The organism is Cryobacterium sp. CAN_C2, assembly GCF_015751745.1.
GTDB lineage: Bacteria > Actinomycetota > Actinomycetes > Actinomycetales > Microbacteriaceae > Cryobacterium.
Genome location: NZ_JADOUX010000003.1, coordinates 277,680 through 298,503, shown reverse-complemented (window position 1 = coordinate 298,503; position 20,824 = coordinate 277,680). Strand labels below are relative to the sequence as shown.

The 20,824-nt window shown below is 66.3% G+C and carries 12 protein-coding genes, 1 tRNA gene and 1 pseudogene; 6 read left to right on the top strand and 8 right to left on the bottom strand.

The features are described from left to right. Positions 1 to 1,043: 1,043 nt before the first annotated feature. The 3 genes from IWX77_RS04495 to IWX77_RS04485 form a co-directional block, all read right to left on the bottom strand. Positions 1,044 to 1,117: transfer RNA gene (locus IWX77_RS04495), tRNA-Met, on the bottom strand. A 171-nt stretch (positions 1,118 to 1,288) separates the two neighbouring features. Beyond that, entirely contained in the window at positions 1,289 to 4,201 is a 2,913-nt protein-coding gene (locus IWX77_RS04490; protein WP_196843306.1) for a UPF0182 family membrane protein, read from the bottom strand. Between the two features lie 102 nt (positions 4,202 to 4,303). Continuing rightward, entirely contained in the window at positions 4,304 to 5,404 is a 1,101-nt protein-coding gene (locus IWX77_RS04485) for a YlbL family protein (protein WP_196843305.1), read from the bottom strand. Positions 5,405 to 5,643: 239 nt separating this feature from the next. On the opposite strand from IWX77_RS04485, the gene IWX77_RS04480 reads away from it, so the two are divergent. The 3 genes from IWX77_RS04480 (at position 5,644) to IWX77_RS04470 (ending at position 9,096) form a co-directional block, all read left to right on the top strand. Then, positions 5,644 to 6,945: a zinc-dependent metalloprotease gene (locus IWX77_RS04480; RefSeq protein ID WP_196843336.1), complete on the top strand. Its 1,302-nt coding sequence runs from the start codon at positions 5,644 to 5,646 to the stop codon at positions 6,943 to 6,945. Positions 6,946 to 7,098: 153 nt separating this feature from the next. After that, positions 7,099 to 8,109: an alcohol dehydrogenase AdhP gene (gene adhP / locus IWX77_RS04475; protein ID WP_196843335.1), complete on the top strand. Its 1,011-nt coding sequence runs from the start codon at positions 7,099 to 7,101 to the stop codon at positions 8,107 to 8,109. A gap of 141 nt (positions 8,110 to 8,250) precedes the next feature. Then, positions 8,251 to 9,096, top strand: a complete 846-nt coding sequence (locus tag IWX77_RS04470; protein ID WP_196843304.1) for a hypothetical protein — start codon at positions 8,251 to 8,253, stop codon at positions 9,094 to 9,096. Here IWX77_RS04470 and IWX77_RS04465 read toward each other — a convergent pair. Together IWX77_RS04465 and nudC are read right to left on the bottom strand one after the other, a co-directional pair. Beyond that, positions 8,987 to 10,711, bottom strand: coding sequence for an ATP-dependent helicase (locus IWX77_RS04465; RefSeq protein WP_196843334.1), 1,725 nt, complete (start codon positions 10,709 to 10,711; stop codon positions 8,987 to 8,989). The genes IWX77_RS04470 and IWX77_RS04465 overlap by 110 nt on opposite strands. Further along, a complete protein-coding gene (gene nudC / locus IWX77_RS04460; RefSeq protein ID WP_196843303.1) occupies positions 10,711 to 11,703 on the bottom strand; it encodes an NAD(+) diphosphatase in 993 nt (330 codons plus the stop codon). The genes IWX77_RS04465 and nudC overlap by 1 nt, the downstream gene beginning before the upstream one ends. A gap of 85 nt (positions 11,704 to 11,788) precedes the next feature. Here nudC and IWX77_RS17410 point away from each other — a divergent pair, with 85 nt between their 5' ends. After that, positions 11,789 to 12,958 carry a phosphotransferase gene (locus IWX77_RS17410; RefSeq protein ID WP_297412655.1) on the top strand — a complete coding sequence of 390 codons (1,170 nt, stop codon included), beginning with the start codon at positions 11,789 to 11,791 and terminating at the stop codon, positions 12,956 to 12,958. Positions 12,959 to 13,008: 50 nt separating this feature from the next. On the opposite strand, the pseudogene IWX77_RS04455 reads toward IWX77_RS17410, so the two are convergent. Both IWX77_RS04455 and IWX77_RS04450 read right to left on the bottom strand, forming a co-directional pair. Further along, positions 13,009 to 16,185: pseudogene (locus IWX77_RS04455) on the bottom strand (UvrD-helicase domain-containing protein); the annotation flags it as partial. Then, positions 16,182 to 19,433, bottom strand: coding sequence for an ATP-dependent helicase (locus tag IWX77_RS04450; protein WP_327012050.1), 3,252 nt, complete (start codon positions 19,431 to 19,433; stop codon positions 16,182 to 16,184). The gene IWX77_RS04450 and the pseudogene IWX77_RS04455, both read right to left, overlap by 4 nt. 94 nt (positions 19,434 to 19,527) lie before the next feature. On the opposite strand from IWX77_RS04450, the gene IWX77_RS04445 reads away from it, so the two are divergent. Then, positions 19,528 to 19,752, top strand: coding sequence for a DUF3107 domain-containing protein (locus IWX77_RS04445; RefSeq protein WP_092108379.1), 225 nt, complete (start codon positions 19,528 to 19,530; stop codon positions 19,750 to 19,752). Between the two features lie 6 nt (positions 19,753 to 19,758). After that, entirely contained in the window at positions 19,759 to 20,067 is a 309-nt protein-coding gene (locus tag IWX77_RS04440) for a hypothetical protein (protein ID WP_196843301.1), read from the top strand. Between the two features lie 29 nt (positions 20,068 to 20,096). On the opposite strand, the gene IWX77_RS04435 is transcribed toward IWX77_RS04440, so the two are convergent. After that, positions 20,097 to 20,729, bottom strand: a complete 633-nt coding sequence (locus IWX77_RS04435) for a ferritin-like fold-containing protein (RefSeq protein ID WP_297412653.1) — start codon at positions 20,727 to 20,729, stop codon at positions 20,097 to 20,099. Between the last annotated feature and the right edge of the window lie 95 nt (positions 20,730 to 20,824).

The window sequence follows — 20,824 nt, the reverse complement described above, 5'->3', positions numbered from 1 at the left end:
AGGACCTCGCCAACGTCCTCAACGCCGCTCAGTACGTAAGCGTCCAGGTTCCACGAACCGAAAGACGTCTTCTGCCAGAAGTTCACTCGATAGCCAGGCAATTCAACAGAACAGCGCGGCTCAGCAGAAACGGTCTCCGTTACGTGCATACCCACCACTTTACAATCAGACGCAACCAGCGCTGGTGGCGCAGTTCTGGCTCTCAAACCGATGCTCTCCGCCAACACCCCGTTCGTTCGTGGACAGCTGTTGATGCGGGCCGCCACCCAACACTGCGGGCGTCCCAATCCCTGATGACGTACGTCTCCCCATACTCAGGACATCCACAGTGCCCATCGTCCCAACAAGATCAATGAGACTTGAGAATGGTTCCGCTGACGGGCCCAGCACCCGACACGGCATCACGGACCGCTGCGACTCACAAGCCAGTTGCGCTTTGAAGAGTGAGGCCGTCGGCCGACTATTCCATGCCGGATCACTAGATCAAGAGCGGATATAGAGTTCGCTCATGAGTTCACTGATACAAAGACGTATGGAACTAGACCGCCAGCGAGGCCGAGCACTTACGCAAATTATTATCGCGTTCTTCTCAGCATCGTTGGGCGTCAGTATCATCGTGGGGAACTACCTGCCCATATGGATCACTCTCCTCCGGCTGGGCGTGTGCTTGGTCGGTATCGTCGGCGGTGTGCGCCTTCTTCTTGCAGCCCGGCGGGACCGACGACACTTCGAGGCAGTAAACGGTGCGGATGCGGGAAAGCAGAGTTGATCGTCCGTGAACGGGCACGCGCGTAGAGTTCCTCAACGAGGCCTGCTGGAAGTCCCTCAACGTCCTTGGCACGAGAACTTCATCCTGCCCCGTGCAGGTTTCTGGTCGTTAACCCGCTCATAAGCGCACCGACACCAATGTCTTTGGCCGCGCGGGCGCACAAAACACGTACAAACCGGCACAAAAAAAGAGGCCAGCTTCGAATTTCTTCGAAACTGACCTCTTCATACCAATTGCCGGAACGATGTGAATCTATTCTCTGAATTGGCCTCTGTTGCGGGGGCAGGATTTGAACCTACGACCTCTGGGTTATGAGCCCAGCGAGCTACCGAACTGCTCCACCCCGCGCTACAAGTACAACTTTAGCACACCCTTAAAGCACGGTCGACCACGGTGGGTCGGTATCGCAACATATTCGCCGCAAATTGCGTCTCTATTGGTATGAAACACCATCCGGCACAACGTCCGCAAGCCCCCACCCAAGACGGGTGAGGGCTTGCGGCAGCTGACGCGGTGCGGCTACTCGCCGAGCAGGGTGAGCATGCTCGCGATCGTCTTGGAGAGCTTGGCATCCGCGGTGCCGTAGTCGGCGAAATTGCCAGCGGCGAGCGCGGTTGCCTTCTCGGCGAGCGCCGTCTTGGCGACGGCGAGCAGCGCCTTGAGTTGAGCATCCGTTGCCGCATTGCCGGTCGATCCGGTCGGAACGCCGGTGCCCGTGGGGGCACCACCTGTCGCACCACCAGTGGCGGCCGTGTCCGGCACGGCCGTGTCACCGGCCGTAGCGCCCGAATCGCCACCGAACAGCACATCGAGGGCACCATTCAGGGTGTCTTCGAACGCGATCTGGTCACCGAAGGCCACGAGCACCTTTTGTAGCAGCGGGTAGCTGGTCTCACCGGTGGACTTCACGTAGACCGGCTGCACGTAGAGCAGCCCACCGCCGACCGGGAGCGTCAGCAGGTTACCGTTCAGTACCGTCGACGATCCCTGCCGCAACAGGTTGAGCTCGGTCGATACGGTCGGGTCAGCATTGAAGACGTTCTGCACCTGGCCGGGGCCGGGAACGGTGCCGTCCTTAGGTAGGTTGAGCAATCTCAGCTGGCCGTACCCGTCAGCGCGGACGCCGGCTTCTGATCCGGCGTCAGCATCGACGGCGAGATAGCCGTAGAGCACGTTCCGGCTGGACGCACCGGTCGCATCCGGCTGGAAGGTCGTGTAGAGCGAGAACGACGGCTTGTCCGACCCGGGCACCTGCATGGTGAGGTAGTAGGGCGGCTGCAGGGTGGGGTTGGTCGGCGGGGAATCCGGGTCATTCGGCGTGATCCAGGCGTTGTCCTTGGAGTAGAACGACCCCGGGTCGGTGACGTGATACTGGCCGAGGATGGCCCGCTGCACCTTGAACAGGTCGGCTGGGTAGCGCACGTGGCTCATCAGGTCGCCACTCATGTCGCTCATGGGCTTGAGCGTCGACGGGAAGATCTTCTGCCAGGTCTGCAGCAGCGGCTCTGTGTCATCCCAGGCGTACAGGGTGACCTCGCCGCTGTAGGCGTCGACGGTGGCCTTCACCGAGTTGCGCATGTAGTTGATGCTGTCGAGCGCGTAGGGCTGCGCCGGCGTCTGCGTGTCGGCGATGGCGTCACTGAGGCTGACCGGTGAGGAATACGGGTAGTTCGCCGAGGTCGTGTAGCCATCAACGATCCACTTGACCCGGCCGTCAACGACCGACGGGTAGGCGTCGGAGTCGAGCGTGAGGTACGGAGCCACCTTCTGCACGCGGGTGACCGGGTCGCGGTCGTACAGAATCTCGGACTTGTCGTTGACCGAGGAGGCCAAAAAGATCTGTTCGGACTGAAACTTCAGCGCGTAGATCAGTTTCTTGAACGCGTTGTCGAGTTTCGGTCCGCCGCCGCCAGAGAACGTCGTGTAGGTCTGCCCCGCGCCCTCGACGCCCGATGGGTAGTCGAGCTCAATGGGCTTGGCGCCCTTGTCGGCTCCGACGATGGAGTACTCCGGCGAGGTCTCGCCGAAGTAGATGCGCGGCTCGAAGTCGCCGAGCGCGCCGCTGGTCGGGATCCCGGACTCGAGGAACACCGGCTGTCCGTCGACCGAGCGCTGGTTGCCGTAGGCAGCCACCACACCATAACCGTGGGTGTACACCGTCTTCGAGTTGACCCAGGTGTTACCGGTGTTCAGACCATCGAGGTTGAGGTCGCGCACGGCCACGACGGTGTCCTGCGAGGTACCGTCGATCATGTACCGGTCGACGTCGAGGTTGTTGGGAAACTGGTAGTACTGGCGAAACTGCTCGAGCTGTCCGAACGAGTCGCTGACCAGTGCCGGGTCGAGAATACGAATGTTGGCGGTGGTCGCGGCGTCGGCACGGAGGGCACCGGGCTCGGCCGTGGTTTTCGCGTTGTATGGAATTTCCTCGATATTGGCGACGCCGTAGGCGTCGCGGGTGAGGTTGATATTGCGTTCGATATAGGGGGCCTCGAGCGCCTTTGCGCTCGGCTCCACCTGGAAGCGCTCGACGACCCAGGGATAGAGCGAGCCAATCAGCAGGCTCGACACGATCAGCAGCGCTGTACCGATGACCGGCAGACGCCAGCGACCGATAATGGCCGTGAGAATAAAGAGCAGCGCCACGACCGCGGCGATACCGGCGAGAATGGCGCGGCCGGGGATGGTCGCGTTGACGTCGGTATAACCGGCACCGGTGATCAGCGTGCCCTGGTTGGTCAGGGTGGAGTACTGATCGAACCAGATACTCACGGCCTGAAGCAGGAGGTAGAGCGCCGCCGTGACAGCGATCTGCACGCGTGCAGCCTTCGAGATGAGCACCTCACGGCCCGACACCCGGATAGACCCATAGAGGTAGCTGGTCGCGACGGCGACGAGAGCCGCGATAAGAACAACCGCGGATGCGAAGGCGAGCACGGCCTGATAGAAGGGCAGGTCCATCAGGTAAAAGGAAATGTCGAACTTGAACTGCGGGTCAACGCGCCCGGTGTCGGTGCGATTGAGCCACATCAGCACGGTCTGCCAGCGGGTGGCGGCGGCCACTCCGGCGAACAGGCCGAGGAGAGCGGGGATGCCGTACATTGCGAGGCGGCGGAGCGGCTCAATGACCTGCTGGTAGCGATCAAGCTGCGCATTGAGCTTCGCGTACACCGGGCGCAGCCGGTAGGCCAGCTGAATGCTCACCCAGATCGGTACGGCCATCGCGACGAACCCGATCAAAAACAACACGGTGCCGGCGACCCACTGCGTGGTGAGAACGTTCAGGAACCCGAGCTGGTCGAACCACAACACATCGGTATACAGTCCAGCGAAGATAAAGAACAGGATCACCAAACCCGCGATAACTGCTGAAGTGATTGCTAGCGGGGCTCGGCTGCGCCGTGGGGCGTTGTCGGCTGCTGATGAACTCACGAATTGGCCTCTTGCTCTAAGTGATCAGGGTCGACCCTTATCTTACTGACGCGCCAGGAGAGAGTCATCTTTGCCACTCGTGGCTGTGCCTGCTTCGTGATGTTATTTGGCGGGACAGGTGGGCAGGCCGCTCGTGTCGCCGGCTTTGATGGCATCGAGGGCGGTCAGCGCGTCATCGAGAGTGGCAACCGAGAACACGCTCAGGCCATCAGGAATATTGCCGGTGACTTCGTTGCAGTTATCGACCGGTGCCAAAAACCAGCTGGACCCGTTTTCGACCGCGCCGTGCAGCTTTTGCTGAATGCCGCCAATCGGGCCGACCACGCCCGACTGGTCGATCGTTCCGGTACCGGCCACGTTTTCGCCGCCCTGCAATTGTCCCGGCGTGAGCTTGTCGATGATTCCGAGAGCGAACATCATGCCGGCACTCGGACCGCCGACCTTGTCGAGTTGAATCTGTACCTCGAACGGAAAGTCGTAGGCAACCGACACGTTGACCCCCGCCACGACCGTGCCGTCCTGGTCGACCGGCGTTACCGAGACGGTCTGGGCGACTCCGCCACGCACAATGTCGAGGCTCGCCGCTTTCTCAGCCCCGTTGGCCTGCAGGGTGGCCCGCAACTCGGCGACGCTGGCCACCGGTGTACCGTTCACGGCGGAAATCAGATCCTTGGGCTCGATGACGCCGTCAGCCGGAGAACCGTCGGGCAGACTGACCACCGATACCGTGGTGGGGTAGTCGTAGCCGAGGTGGGTTAGTGCTGCCGCGATGGCATCCTGTTGGGAGTTAATCATGTCCGCGCTGCTCTGTGCATCACGCTGTTCGGTGCTGACGTTCGCGGGAAAGACCTGGTCGATGGGCAGCACGGCCTCGCTCGGGTCGAGCCAGGCTCCCGCGACGGTGAGCCAGCTCGGGCGGTTCTCCCGGTTGCCGAGCAGCGACACGGTGAGTAGGTCGAGCGTGCCCTTGGTCGGGTAGATCGTTTCGACGGGGATGGTGATGAGGGCGGTTTCCACGTCGTCGTAGGTCGCCGAGCCGAGGGTGTTATAGACCGGGCCGGGCTTCTCGATGACGTAGGGGGCCGGCATGATGCCGAGGATCACCCCAGCCACGAGGGCGATCAACAGCGCCGACCAGCCGATCGAGGGGCGGCGACGCCGCGCACCGTGCGGTGCCGGTGAGTCATCGGTGAAGAGAGCCACCGTGCTCCTTCCGTGTTGTGCTGTATTCGTGCTGTGGGTGTGGCAACGGGGCCGTGTTCGCGACGGGCGCACAACAAGCGCTCCAGCCTAGGATATTTCCCAGCCCCGAGCGGGCTACTCGCACTAGCGTAGAAGTAAGCGACTGAGAGGGGCCTGAAGTGGCCGACGACTCCCTACCCCCGAAGGACCAGAACCCCGGCGAGCCCGGAGATCACCACGACGGTGATGAGTTCCGAGACATGCTGCGCGACATTCTGAGCGGCAAGAGCGGCATCGACCCGAGCCAGCTCGCCGGTGCCGCCGGCCTGCCCAATGACCCTGCCAGCGTGGCCGCGCTCATGCAACAGCTGCAGGGCGCACTCAATACGCAGGGCACCGGCGTGGACTGGCAGATTGCGCTCACCCAGGGTCAGCAGCGAGCGGCCAACGGCCAACTCACGGCGACCGACGAGCAGCAGACCCAGCTACGCCAGGCCTTTCACATCGCGGCCCTCTGGCTCGATGACGTCATCACCGTCGCCGAACTCACGGTTGAACCGCGCCTGATGACCCGCCGCGAATGGGTCACCGCGACCATGCCACTGTGGACCCAGCTGGCCGAGCCCGTCGCCACGAGCATCTCCGACTCCCTCACCCGGGTGTTCGCCGAACAGGTGCCCGAAGAGATGCAGGGTATGGTCGCCAACGCGAGCCAGCTTGTTCGCAGCATCGGCGGCACCCTGTTTGCCATGCAGCTCGGCCAAGTCGTCGGCCAACTGGCCAGCGAGGTCGTCAGTGGCGGCGATGTTGGCATTCCGCTGCTCGGCGAGCAGCAGGCCGCTCTGCTCCCCCAGAACGTTGCCGACTTCGGCACCGGCCTCGACGTTCCCGCCGATCAGGTGCAGATTTATCTCGCCGTGCGCGAGCTCGCCCACGCTCGACTGTTTCGTCACGCGCGCTGGCTGCGCCTGCACCTCACCAGCGCGGTCACCGCGTACGCGCGCGGAATCAGCATCGACTCCAGCCGGCTCGAAGAACTGGCCGGAAGCTTCGACCCGTCCAACCCCGAAGACCTGCGCCAGGCCATGGTCGACGGTTCCCTCATTCAGCAGAAGTCCGAGTCGCAGCTCGCGGCCCTCTCCCGCCTCGAAACGATGCTCGCCCTGGTCGAGGGCTGGGTCGACGTCGTCACCGCTCGCGCTACGATCCGCCTGCCCAAAGCGGATGCCATTGCCGAGACGGTCAAACGCCGCCGGGCCTCCGGTGGTCCGGCCGAATCCGCTTTCGCGACGCTCGTTGGTCTCGAACTGCGACCGCGCCGGCTGCGGGAGGCCGCCGCTATGTGGCAAGCCGTGACGGATGCCGTCGGCAACCAAGCGCGAGACGCGCTCTGGTCGCACCCCGACCTGCTGCCGACCGAGCAGGACATCGACGACCCCCAACGGCTGATCATTCAGCTCACGAGCGTGGCCCGTGGGGAGCCCACGGTGCTCGACGACGTCGACCAGGCGCTCGAAGACCTGCTGCGTGATGACGGAGCCGAGCGCCCGCACGAGGAGTAGAAACACGTCTCCACCCCTCAACGGGGGCCGCAACGTTGCCGCAACCTTTGTTGGCCTACCGTCATCCAACGGACGAAATGTCCCAAACGAAGGAGTTTGGCAATGACAACAACCGATACCGCGACGAGCACATCCACCCGGGTACCGACGACCATGCACGCGGCCGTCGTGCATGAGTTCGGCCGGAACTTAACGATCGATGAGGTTCCGGTACCGACGCCGGGCCCCGGACAGGCCCTGGTCAAGCTGATCAGCAGCGGCGTCTGCCACACAGACCTGCACGCCATGGAGGGCGACTGGCCGGTCAAGCCGAGCCCGCCGTTCATTCCCGGCCACGAGGGGGTCGGCGAGATCGTCGCCCTCGGAGCTGGCGTCGACGACCTCGCTATCGGCGACCTCGTCGGTAACGCCTGGCTCTGGAGCGCCTGCGGGAGCTGCCAATACTGCCGCACCGGCTGGGAAACCCTATGCGAAGCGCAGCAGAACGGCGGCTACAGCGTGGACGGATCGTTCGGGCAGTACATGCTCGTCGACTCGCGCTTCGCCGTGCGTATTCCCCACGGCGCCGACCCGATCGAGATCGCTCCGGTGCTGTGCGCCGGGGTCACCGTGTATAAGGGACTCAAGATGACCGAGGCCCGTCCGGGCCAGTGGGTGGTCATCTCCGGCATCGGCGGCCTCGGCCACATCGCCGTGCAGTACGCCAAGGCGATGGGCCTACGCGTTGCAGCCGTCGACATCGCCGACGACAAGCTCGCCCTCGCCCGCCAGCACGGCGCTGAGCTCGTAATCAACGCGCTCGACGAAGACCCGGTCGCCGCCATTCAGAGAGCCACCGGCGGTGTGCACGGCGTGCTCGTCACCGCGGTACACCCGGCCGCGTTCGGCCAGGCTATCGGCATGACCCGTCGCGGCGGCACCATCGTCTTCAACGGTCTGCCGCCGGGAGACTTTCCCGCGCCGATCTTCGACATCGTCCTCAAGGGCCTCACCATTCGCGGCTCCATCGTGGGCACCCGCCAGGACATGGAAGAAGCCCTGCAGTTCTACGCCCGCGGTCAGATTCACCCCACGGTCTCCGAACGCCGCATCGACGAGGTCAACGAGGTGCTCGACGAGATGAAGCACGGCAAGATCGACGGTCGCGTGGTCATTCGCTACTAGTTCGCCCCGCCCCGATATGCGCTGAGGTGCGGGCCGCGTGATCGTTGAATCCCAATATTCATCGTGAGCGCGCCCGCACGCTCAGTCCCCTGCCTGTGGAGAACTAATTCACGCGTGCGACATGTGCGTCATCATGTCGGCATGGCTCTTCGACTGAATCCTCGCTACCCGCTGGTGTGGCGCACACCGGATTGCGTTCAACTCGGCATCGACCACGCCGTTGTGACGATCGGCGGGCTGACGGTCGCCCACGAGGCCGTGCTGTCAGCCCTGGCCGTTGGGGTGCATCGATCGGGTGCGATGCTGCTGGGAACGCTCGCCGGGGCATCCGCTGCCGAGGTGGCGGATCTGCTTGATCTGCTCGAGCCGGTGCTGCTGTTCGTGCCCGACGATGCGGGACCACCGGCCGCCCCGCTGACCCGCACTGTGTTTGTCGATGGCGTCGGACGAACCGCGTTTCGCGTGCGCACCCTACTGGCCAACCTCAGCATCGAGGAACCGCTACCCGGTGACGAACCCGAGCTGGCCGTGCTGGTCGGGCAGTACGTTCTCTCTCCCGAACGTCACGGACACTGGCTGCGCCGTGACATTCCCCACCTGCCGGTGGTCTTCAGCGACAGCGCCGCGCGGGTCGGGCCGCTGGTCGAACCCGGCCTCGGGCCCTGCTTGACCTGTCTCGAACTCGCGCACGTCGATGACGATCCGGCCTGGCCGGCCATGGCCTGCCAGCTTGCCCCGCGGCAGGCCCCGAGTGAAACGCCCAGGCTGAGCTTCGAGGTCGCAGCCCGGGTGGCCGGGCTCGTGCAGGATCGCCTGGAGACGGGCCGGTCTGCGGTGTTCGCCCGATCGCTGCGCATTGACGCCGCCACCGGTACAATTACGCGGTCCGTGCACCGGCTCCACGAGCGGTGCGGTTGCCAAGCTCTTGCAGAAAACGGGATCGTTCCCGAGCTGCTCGAGCCTGCACGCCCGCGGACGACCAGCTGAGCGCGAGTCGCCGACGGGCCCGTGTGATGCCGACGTAGAGCAGCCGGCGTTCCTCGTCGATTTGCTCGAACGTGCTCGCATAACTGATCGGCACGAGGCCCTCGCTCAGGCCGACCACGAACACGGCGTCCCACTCGAGGCCCTTGGCCGAGTGCATGGTGGCGAGCGTCACAGCCGACACCGTCGGTTCGTGCTGGCCGGCCTGGCGTTCCATGAGTTCGTCGGTGAACTGGCGAAAGGTGGTGCCCGCAGCGGCCTGGTCGACCAGGCCCATCAGTGCGTTGAGCGATTCCCACCGGGCCTGCACGGCGCCGCGCGTCTCCGGGGCGGTCTGGCTCCAGCCGAGGGAACGCAGCACGTCGCTGACCGATTTGAACAGCGGTTCCCCGATGATTGAAACGGATGCCGCGCGCAGGCTCATAACCGCCTGCTTCACCTCGGGCAGGTCGAAGAACCGTTTGGCTCCGCGAATCTGGTAGCTCACCCCCACCTCGGTCAGCGCCGTTTCGAGCAGCGCTGCCTGCACGTTGACCCGGAACAGTACGGCCACGTCTTCGGGTTTGGTGCCGGAGTCGATGAGTTGCAGAATCTGCTCGGCAACGCCGCGGGCCTCGGCCATATCGGATGCGTAGCCACGAACGGTCGGATCGGGGCCGGTGTCGGATTGTGCGGCGTGCAGGGTCAGTGCACCGGAGCGGCCGCGCATGAGCTGGTTGGCGGTGGCGACGATGGGCGCGGTGGACCGGTAGTTTTGCTCGAGGCGCACCACCGTGGCATCTTCATAGTGTTTGGGAAAGTCGAGCAGGTAGTCGCTGCGGGCACCGGCGAATGAGTAGATGGTCTGGCTGGCGTCGCCGACGACGCACAGGTCGCGGCGGTCACCGAGCCAGAGCGCGAGCAGGTCGTGCTGCAGCGGGGAGACGTCCTGGTATTCGTCGACGACGAAGAATCGGTACTGTTCCCGCACCTGGAGGGCCACCGACGGTTCGGCCTCGATCATGCCGGCCATAGCGAGCAGCACATCTTCAAAGTCGATCTGCTTGCGTTCGTCTTTGAGCTTCTCGTAGGTCTGTTGCAGGGCGACGACCTGGTCGACGTCAAGCCGGCCGGGGAGGCTGCGGCGGGCGATGCCGGCCGCGTACTGTTCGATGCTCAGGCCCGCGGTTTTGCGCCATTCCACCTCGGCGGCAAGGTCGCGCAGGGTGGCCGTATCGATCTTGAGGTGCAGGGCCTCGGCGGCGTGCCCGAGAATGCGGCCCTTGCCGTCGAGGATGCGCGGCGCCTGCCCGCCGACCACGTGTGGCCAGAAGTAGTTCAGCTGCGACAGCGCGGCGGCGTGGAACGTGCGGGCGGCCACCCCCCCGGCGCCGAGCTGGCGCAGGCGACCACGCAGTTCGGCGGCCGAGCGGCTCGTGAAGGTGAGCGCCATCACCCGGTTGGGGGCGTAGGCGCCGGTCAGCACGCCGAGCGCGATGCGGTGGGTGATGGCGCGGGTCTTGCCGGTTCCAGCTCCGGCGAGCATACAGACGGGGCCGATCAGCGCTTCGGCGGCGATGCGCTGCTGGTCGTCGAGGCCCTTCAGCAACGAGTCGGTCGTGACTGTCACGGGCACCATCACGGGCTGATCAATTCGGATGCGACCGGCAGCGGGGCGCCGAGCCAGCGTTCGATCATGGCGAGCGCGATTGAGGACGGGCCGGGCAGCAGCATCCACTCGCCGGCGTCGCGCAGTTCTTGCCGGCTGAACCAGCGCAGCGCCAGAATCTCGGCGCCGTCGGGCAGTAGATCACCGGCCGGCTGGTCGTCGGCGAGCCGGGCGGTAAACCCGCACATGACCGAGGCCGGGAACGGCCACGGCTGGGAACCGACATAGGCCGGATCGGTGACCCGCAGGCCGGATTCTTCGAACATCTCGCGGATGACGGCCGATTCCAGGGCCTCGCCGGGCTCGACGAATCCGGCGAGCAGCGAGTAGCGGTTGTTCTCCCACATGGCGTTGGAGCCGAGCAGGATGCGGTCGTCCGCGTCGGTGATGAGCACGATCACGGCGGGGTCAGTGCGCGGAAACACCTGGCTGTTGTCGACGGGGCAACGGCGCACCCAGCCGCCCTGCTCAATCAGGGTGGCGGCGCCGCAGCGCGGGCAGTGCGCGTGCGAGGCGTGCCAGTTGAACAGGCCGAGGGTCTCCGTGAACAGGCCGGCGTCACGGTTGTCAAGTGCGGTTGCGACCGTGCGCAGGCCCACCCAGCGCTGCTCGTCGGGTTCGAGACGGGCGGCGGAGTCATCGTCGAGCTGCACGGCGATGATGCGGGTACCGGCCGGTTCGGGCAGGTCGGTCGGCAGCGACTGGCCGAGGTAGACGCGCAGGCCGGTGTTCGGCACGCTGGTCGGTGGCAGCAGGGTGAGGTGCACGCCGGTCGTCTCGTGGGTATCGGCACTGCTGGGGTGGTGCGGCGCGAGCAGCATTTTGCCGCGCCAGACGGGCAGAACACGGGTGGCGGCATCCGCCCAGAGCTGGTCGAATAGGCCCGGAAGGTCGCGGCTCAGGTGGTCACGGTCGACGGCGTGGCGAGACAGCGGCAACCGCGTCGTGAAAGTGAACGACATGGTTTATCTCCGAGCTCTGCGAGAAGGTGTGTGTGGAGGCGTGGCGAACAACCACGCAACCGGAAGTCGATCTAACCTAGTAGGCATGGCCAGAACTCAACTCACTCTAGCCGCGTTAGCCACCTCCGCAGTTCCGGGGCTCGACGTGGCCTACGCCCGCAAGCACAGTGCCGGCGCGCACGGACTGTTCGACTCGGCGCTCGTCATTGACGCAGACGGCCGAGCATTGATCATTCGCGTTCCCACCAGCCAGTCGGCCGAAACCGAGCAGTCCGCCGACCTCGTGGCGCTACGCGCGCTCACCACCGGCAATCGCAGCCGGCTGCCGTTCGACGTGCCGGAATATGTCGGCCAGACGCCGATCCAGGGTACCCGCGCGGTCGTCTACGAGCTGCTGGCCGGTGAGAGTTTTGATGCGGATGCCCTCACTGGGCACGAGGGCGTCTCCGGGTCGATCGGGCGGGCCATCGCCGCGATCCACTCGCTGCCGAGCGCCTTCATCGGTACCGCCGGGCTGCCACAGCAGAGCGCCGAACAGTGCCGTACGGATGCGATCGACCTGATCGACCGAGCCGCGAACACCGGCTATCTGCCCGCCGCGCTATTGCGCCGCTGGGAGCAGGCGACCGACGACGACGCCCTCTGGCAGTTCGCGCCCGCCGTGGTGCACGGCTCGATGTCGGCCGATTCCATTCTGATCACCGACGACGCCGTGTCGGGAATTCTCGGCTGGTCGGGCCTGGCCGTCGGGGACCCGGCGCGCGACCTGCACTGGCTACTCGCCGCGCGCGGCGATGCCGCCGAACTGGCCATCACCGCGTATTCGACCGCCCGCCAGGGCAGCGACAGCCACATCACCCAGCGCGCCATGCTCTATGCCGAGCTGGAGCTGGCTCGCTGGTTGCTGCACGGCTCCAGCAGCCACGACCAGTCCATCGTCGATGACGCCGTTGCCATGCTCGACGGCCTCGTCGACACGGTGCACAGCCACACCCAGCAGCCCCTCTCCCCCAAAACCGGCCCGATCATGACCGTCGGCGACGTGGAGAATATGCTCGACCACATGCCGCGTGCCGCCCGGGATTACGACCAGCACGCGGCGATGCACACCGACAGCTACGACTTCTCCGGGCTCACCATGAATTCTGAATCTGATGACGAGTCTGACTCTGATTCTGAAGACGAGGAGTCCGACGATTCGCGCACCGGGGCCATCGCTCCGGACCAGGCGGAAAGAAGGTCTGCCTCCGAGTAGAGACGCTCGGGGGCGATGACGATGTCGTCGGCCACGAAGTAGAATACGGCGTCGACACGGCTTGGATCGACGTCCTTCCAGCGGGCGTAGGCCAGCCGGTAAAGCGCGAGCTGGGTCTGCTTCAGCTCGAGATCAGCGTCGTTCTTGGGTGCCCGCCCGGTTTTCCAGTCGACGACCTGATACCCGGTCTCGGTGCGGTAGACGGCGTCGAGCTTGCAGACGAAGACCTGGCCGCCGAGCACGTGGTGAATTTCAATCTCGACGTCGACGGGCCGTCGCTCGGCCCACTCGGAACGTTCGAAGGTGGCCTGCAGTACCGCGAACTGCTCCCGCTCGGGCACGGCGAGGTCGCTGAGTGTGCCGGTACCCCCGTCGTCATCGCCGAAGTCCAGCTCGTTCAGGCCCGCATCGACGCGGTCTGTGCCGGTGGCGCCGCCGGCGCGCCGTTCGACCCAGGAGTGGAACAGGGTGCCGAGCCGGGTGGCCCGATAGGGGCGCTGCGGCATAGGCCGGCGCAGTTCGGCGGCGACAGCGGCCGGGTCGTCGACGTAGTCCTTGAAGCGAGAGGCCGGGATGCGGGTGGGAACGGGGGCAACCGCGCCGCCGGCCAGCCGCAGGGCACGTTCCTCGAGCAGCAGGGTGACCGCGTGGGACCAGCGGGTGGGGGCATCCGCTTCGCTGCCCCGCACCCGGGTCGCGGCGGCCTCGACCAGCGCCCGGCGGGTGCCGAGCGGGTCGAACGGCCACAGTTCGGTGCCATCGTCGGCGGAGTCGGGTTTGTCGGCCTCAGCGCTCGTGTCGGGCAGGTTCGGCAGGAGCCCGGCCGCGGCGAGTTCCACGAGGTAGCGGCTGGGCCGCCGAACGGTTAGTCCCGGGCCCCAGAACGAGCCGGTCAGCAGCAGTTCACGCTTGGCGCGGGTGGTGGCCACGTAAATGAGGCGACGTTCTTCGTCGTCGTGCCGCGTCGCCAATTCAGCTTTATAGGTCTGGTACGCGGTGTCGTAGTCGAGCTGGGTGTCGTGCCCGCCGACGTAGAGCTCGGGCAGCTCAGACCGGTCGCCGCGAAAACCGTAGGGCAGTTCGCCGAAGCGCAGCCAACCGCTGGTATCGCGGGAGGCCGCGGGCAGGCTCTTCTCTTCGAGGTTGGGAATGGCGACGAAGTCCCATTCGAGGCCCTTGGCGCCGTGGATAGTGAGCAACTGCACGGTGCCCTGTTCGGACAGTTCGGCGCGCGGGCCGAGGTCGTCTTGTAGCTCCGCGCGCTTGAGCCAGCGCAGAAAGCTGGCCAGGGTGCCCTGCTCGTCGCTGTCAAGGAAGGCGGCCACCGTGTCGTGGAAGGAATACAGGTTGGCGAGGCCGAGATCGTTGGCCTCATTCGCGGTCAGTTCGATGTCGAGCCGAAATTCCTGCTCGATCAGGCGCACGAAGTCAAGCAGCGGCAGGCCGGCACGAGACCGCAGCCAGGCCAGTTGCCGGCCGGCCGACTGCACACGGGCGCGTCCGAGCTCGCTGAACCCGGCGAATTGGCCGTGGGAGTCGGGTGCCGTGCCGAGAAAGTCGAGTGCATCGACGAGCGAGCTGCCCTCTTCACCTGCGACGGATGCCCGCAGCTTGCCCCGCAGGTCGGCCGAGATGGCCTTGTGCGCCCAGTCGTGCGCGGCCAGCCACCGGGCTACGTCGGCGAGCGCCTGCAGGTCGCGTGCGCCCACACGATATCGGGCGCCGCTGAGCAGGCGCACCAGTTCGCTGCCAGCGGCGGGGTCGTGCACGACGCGCAGCACGCTCACGACGTCGGTGACCTCCGGTGTGGAGAGCAACCCGCCGAGGCCGAGCACGTGGGCGCGCACGCCGTGTGCCCGCAGCACCTCGGCGAAGTAGTCCATCTCACGACGCGCACGAAACAGCATGGCGCCGGTGTGGTCACCGATCAACCGGGCGGCGAACCAGTCGGCGACGGCGCCGGCCTCCTCGGAAATGGTTTCCGCCATGAGCGCGTCGACAGCGCCGGCTCGGGTTTCGGCCGGGACTTTGAGCGTTTCGACCTGGATTCCGCCCGGTTTGGCGCGCAGCGCCTCGCTCAGCGGGGCGACGAGGGCGTTGGCGGCGTCGAGTACGCGGGCGGGGTTACGCCAGGTGAAGGACAGCGACATGGTCGGGACAGTTACTGCCGGGCTGAAATCGCGCGCAAAGCCGAGCAGGTTTGCGGAGCTGGCGCCGCGCCATCCGTAAATGGACTGGTGCGGATCGCCGACGGCCATCACCGGGTGGTTGCGAAACAGGGTGTGCAACAGTTCGGTCTGCAACACCGAAGTGTCCTGGTATTCGTCGAGGAGGACGACCCGGTACTGGTCGCGGTAGCGGCCAACGACCGCATCGACCTTCTGGCACACCTGCAGCGCCAGGGCAACCTGGTCGGAGAATTCGATCAGCCCGAGACGGCGTTTCTCGCTGCCGTAGTGGGCGGCGAGTTCGGCGAGTACCGGCAGCGGTGCGACCGCGGCCAGGGAATCAAGTACCGAGCCGTACGGGATCTTCTTGCGCGGGTTGCCGTAGGGCAGATCGGCCAGGTAGGTGAAACTCTCGGCCACGCCGGCGAGATCGTGCGGGGCTCCCGGCGCGCCGTTGTACCAGGCCGGTGGGTTCTCGGCGAGGGCTCGACTGAGCTGTAGCACGGCATCGGTGACGAGGTCGAGGCTCTTGCCGAACGGTACGAGGCGACCATCGCCGTGATCGATGACGACGCGCCGGGCGAGCAGCCAGGCGCTCGTTTCGCTCAGCAGCACCGACTCCGGTTCGCGGCCGAGCAGCAGGGCATTGTCGGTGAAGAGCCGGCTGGCGAAGGAGTTATAGGTGGAGACGCTCGGGGTGTTGAACAGGTCGGAGGACGCGGCGAACGTGCCGTCATCGGGTCCGGCCGTGATCGGCATGAGGCCGACCCGTTCGAGTTCGGAGATGCGTTTGTTGATGCGCTCCCCCAGTTCGCCGGCGGCCTTGCGGGTGAAGGTGAGGCCGAGAATCTGGTCAGGGCGGACGTGGTCGTTCGCGAGCAGCCAGAGCACCCGGTTGGCCATGGTCTCGGTTTTGCCGCTGCCGGCACCGGCGACCACCAGGGTGGGGGTGAGCGGCGCCTCGATGACCGCCTGCTGTTCCGCCGTGGGCGGCGGCAGTTCGAGCTGGACGGCAATGTCGAGGGCCGAGACCGTGGTACCCGTCGGATTCAGACTCATGAGCTGACCTGCTTGATGACGTGGATGCGGCAGAACCCGTGGGACCGCGGGTCGAGACAGTGCGAGGTGATCTCGGCGATGAAAGTGGCGCCGCCCATGCCAGCCGCGTCCGAACCGACCCGGGTACGAAAAGCATCGAGCTGCTCCGGGGTGAAGGCGGGCTGGGTGGGATTGCGATAGTTCTGCTTGACCGTGCCGGACGAGACGATGACCAGGCGGGCACCGGCCAGGGTCATGTCCCCGGGAACGCCCTCGATAACACCCTCCTGGAACGCAAGCTGGTAGGCGCCGAGTTGCGGATGCTCGGCGACGCCATCATCGCTCGTTGCGTCGCCCCTGCCGGTTTTCAGGTCGACGATCACGGCCCGGCCGTCGGCCTGGCGTTCGACCCGGTCGATAGTGCCCGACAGCACGGCGCCGCTCACTTCCAGCTGAAAGGTGCCCTCGGCGCTCAGTAGCTCACCCCCGCCGTGCTCAAAATCGAGCAGGTAGGAGGCGAGCCGATCGGTGAGCGCCCTGGCAGCGACCTTCTGCACGCGCGACTGCCAGTCGGCGTCGAAGTCGAGTTCGTTCCAGCGGGCCTCCACCGCCTGCCAGAGGGTGTCGGGCCGATGCTCGGTCGCGTCCTCCATGACTTTGTGGATGATCGTTCCGAGGTTCGCGGCGGTGTTCGAGCTGCCGCCGCTGACCTGGCCGATCAGCCAGTGCAGCGGGCAGGTTTCGAACGCCGCCATTCGCGACGGTGAGACGCGCACCGGCTGATCTCCAGCCTCCGGGTCGTTGAGCGGCCGTAAGGTGCTCGGATCGGTCAGTCCATACCACTGATCGGGCGCGGCGCCGGGCACGTTTTCGTGGGCCAGGCGGGCCAGCGTGGCCGCGGCATCCGCTGCCCGGGCGGCGGTCTCGGAATCGGCGCGGGCCGGCGAGCGGATGGCGCGGGTCAGGTCGCGGCGCAGGCGACCGGCCAGGCCGCGCAGCGACAGGGGGTAGCGGGCCAGATCGTCGACACCGCGCTCGGGGTCGGGCTGCGGCAGCAAGCGCAGGAACGCCGACGGCTCGTTTTCTTCATTGCTGACGGAGGTGATGAGCAGTTCGGTCGTGGCGCGGCTGGCGGCCTGGGCGAACATGCGCAGTTCGTCATGGAGCACCGCGGTACGGGCGTCGATGCCGATGGCGTGTTGCCCGGAGGCGATCAGGGCGAGGTCGCCGGCGCCGAGCAGGGAGCCACGAATGCGCAGGTCAGGCCAGACGTTGGCCTGCACGCCGGCGAGCACGACAATGTCGAAGTCGCGCCCGATGGTGCCGCTCGGGGTGGACACGGTGACGGCCGCACCGAGGGCGCGCGGGGCAAGGGTGTCTTCGGGTACGTCGGTGTCGACGAGGTGTTCGAGGAACAACACCGGCGGGGCCGACGGGGTGCGTTCGACGTACCGTTGCGCGGCCGAGAACAGGGCGACGACGGCGTCGAGGTTGTGGTTGGCCTCGTCGGCGACGATTCCGGTGCCGGTGGATTGTTCTTTCCATTCGCGGTCGAGACCGCTGCGCTGCCACAGGCCAAAGAGCAGCTCTTCGATGGTGGCGCCGGCCTCGTATTCGATCGCGGCCTGACGCAGGCTGGCACCAAAGCCGGCCGCGCGGCGGGCGGTGCGGTTGTCGATGGCGGCGAGCAGCTCGGGGTCGTGCAGGGCGGCGACGAGCAGTTCGTCCGCGCTGCGCGGGGTGGGGATGTCGTGGCCCAGCTCCTGTTGGCGGAGCGCGGCCCGCAGCCGGCGCAGGGTGATCGGGTCGAGCCCGCCAAACGGGCCGCGCAGCAACTCGATGGCCGCACCGGGGTCGAGCGCTTTGCGACCGAGGGTCACCTCGAGGGCCAGAATGAACGCCTTCACCGCGTACTCGTCGCGTAGTGCCGAGCTCGGGGTCGAGACCTGGGTCGGCACCTCGAGCGCGGCGAGCCCCTTGGAGATCGACGGCACGAGCGATCCGGTGCGCACGATCACGGCCATGCGTGACCACGGTGTTTCGTTGATCACGTGGCGTTCTCGCAGCAGCCGGGCGATCACCGCGAGCTGATCGGCCGGGCTGGTTGCGACAACGGTGCGCACGGACTGGTTACGCAGGCCATCGGCCACGCTGTCGGTGGCATCGTCGGTGGCATCGGCGGCGGCGGCATCGTTGGCGGCATCGGCGGCGGCATCGGCGGCGGCGGCATCCGAACCGACCGGTTCGACGCTGGTAGCTGCGCGCTGGGTTCCCGCCGCGGCCGCACCGATCCGGCTGGTGATCTCCTGAATAACCCGACGGATATCTGCCCCGTGCCGGTAGACGGTCTGCAGCACGATCGGCGCAGCCACGCGGGAATCGTCGGCGGCGAGGTACGAGCCGAGGCGACCAAGGGCATCCGGGTGCGCACCGTGGAATGAGCCGGTGCTGATGTCGGGGTCGCCGAGTGCGATGATCGCCACCCCGCGAGACCGAAACTGTGCCAGGAGGGTGAGGGTGGCCTGGGTGACTTCCTGAGCGTCGTCGAGCACGATCACGCGCAGACCGGCGAGCGAGCCGAGCGTTGCCACACCGGCCGGTCCGGCCGCCGCGCCGGCCACGATGGCGGCGGCGTAGCGGGCCAGTTCGGTGGAGTCGTACTGGCCGGGGCGAGCCTGGTCCTTGGCCTCCTCATAGCCGCGAATGAACTCGGCCGCGGCGATCCACTCCGGCCGACCGAGGCCGAAACGCTGCAGTTGGTCGGGGGTCACACCGTATTCCACGGCGCGCATCATGAGGTCGCGCAGTTCGGTGCGAAAACCGCGCAGGCGGCGTACGTCGGGGCCGAGAGTGGTCGGCCACGCCGGGCCGGCCTGTTCTCCATCATCGAGGTGGCCCTGAAGCAGCTCGGCGATGATCTGATCTTGTTCGCCACCGGTGAGCAGCGTCGGCGTCGGCCCGCCGTTCTGGGCGACAGCCGAACGCACAATCTGAAAGGCCACCGAGTTCGCGCTGCGAGCGAGCGGCCCGTTCGTCGGTACCGCGAGGCGCAGCGCGATCCGGTCGCGCAGGGCGGTAGCACCGGTACGGGTCGGCACGATCACCAGCACCTCGCTCGGTGAATAACCCCGGTTCAGCACCCGGTCGGCCACGAGTGCGACGAGCGTGGTCGTCTTGCCGGAGCCGGGCGCGCCGATCACCGCGGCACTCACCCCGTCGGCGAGGTCGAGAACGGCCTGCTGGGCGGCGTCGAGGCTGTGGTTAGTCACAATTCAACGGTATCGGGTTGCGCCGACAGTGAACTGGTCAGGGCACTGGTGTGTTCTGTCGTACTCTGGGCGCAAGGCTACGAAAGGCAGTTCGATGGATATTCGCATTGGTATTTTCAACTCTCCCCGGGAGATCGGTTTTGAGACTTCGCAGCCAGCGACCGAGATCGAGGAGACCGTTGCAGCGGCCCTCTCCGGCCAGACCGGTTATCTGAAGCTCAGCGACAGCAAGGGTCGCGTGTACATCGTTCCGACGGTGGGACTCGCCTACGTCGAACTCGGCAGCGAAGAATCGCGCCGCGTCGGTTTCGTCGCGTAACCAGCCATGGAGCTTCTGTTCGTCGCTCTGTTCGGGGCGGTCATTGGTCTCGCCGCGCGGTATTTTCTGCCCGGTCGAGCCACCCAGGGTTCGGTGCTGGTTCCGGCGATCGGAACGGTCGCGGCATCCGCGGTGTGGGTCGGATTGACCTGGCTCGGCTGGAATTGGGCCGGCGGGTGGATCTGGTGGGTGTCCCTCGGGGCGGCCGCCGCTTCAGGCGTAACGCTGAATCTCGTGATCAGTCGGCGACGTATTCACGCCGACCAGCGAATGCTGCAGGCACTGGCCAAAACCGGATCCCCCAACACCGCGTAGGTGTTCGGCGGCTTTGCCAGGCCGTACGACTATGCGGTGAGCCCGAGGCCGTCCATGCGGCGGGTGTGCGCGGCGATGATCTCGGTGAAGACCGGTTCGATGCGCGCCTCGGCCCCGCCAGCAGGGTCGGCGGCCGGCATGGCCGACCGCGCCACGAGCAGGGTGTCACCGACGAGCCGTCGGCCCCACATGGCCAGCCGGGAGCCGAGTGCCACGTCGTTTTCGATGGCGGTCTGCAGCTCGTGCACGAGCACGTCGGTACCGGAACCTTCGCCGAGCAACTGCGCCACCCGGGGCCCGATGTCGCGCGGCAGGCCGTCCGACAGTCGAATGAAGAAATCATCGAGCAGGCCACCGGCGAGGTAACAGCTCAGCAGCAGCTCGTGCCAGTCGGCGCCGCCCGTCTTGCGGCGAAACTCATCGAGGCCCGCGACGAACGGGGCCATCTCGGTGGCCGGCTCGTGCCCGCGACGGCGAATTTCGGTGATCAGTCCGTGATGCTTGCTCAGGGCTCGACCAGCGGCGGCGCTGAGGCCCTCCTTCACGGCGAGGTTCGGCGCGGTCGCGACGGCGCGGGCCAGGCTTTCGAACTCTCCCAGCTCGCTGTACGCGGCTTGGCCGAGAAAGTGCCGCACGCTCGGCGCAAGCGAACTGATGTCCACTTTTTCGGTTGGCTGGAGCGCCCCGCGGGCGGAAAGCCGCGGAGCTTCATTGCGCTGCGGGCGCCGACCGAACCACGTGACCACTGGCTTAGCTT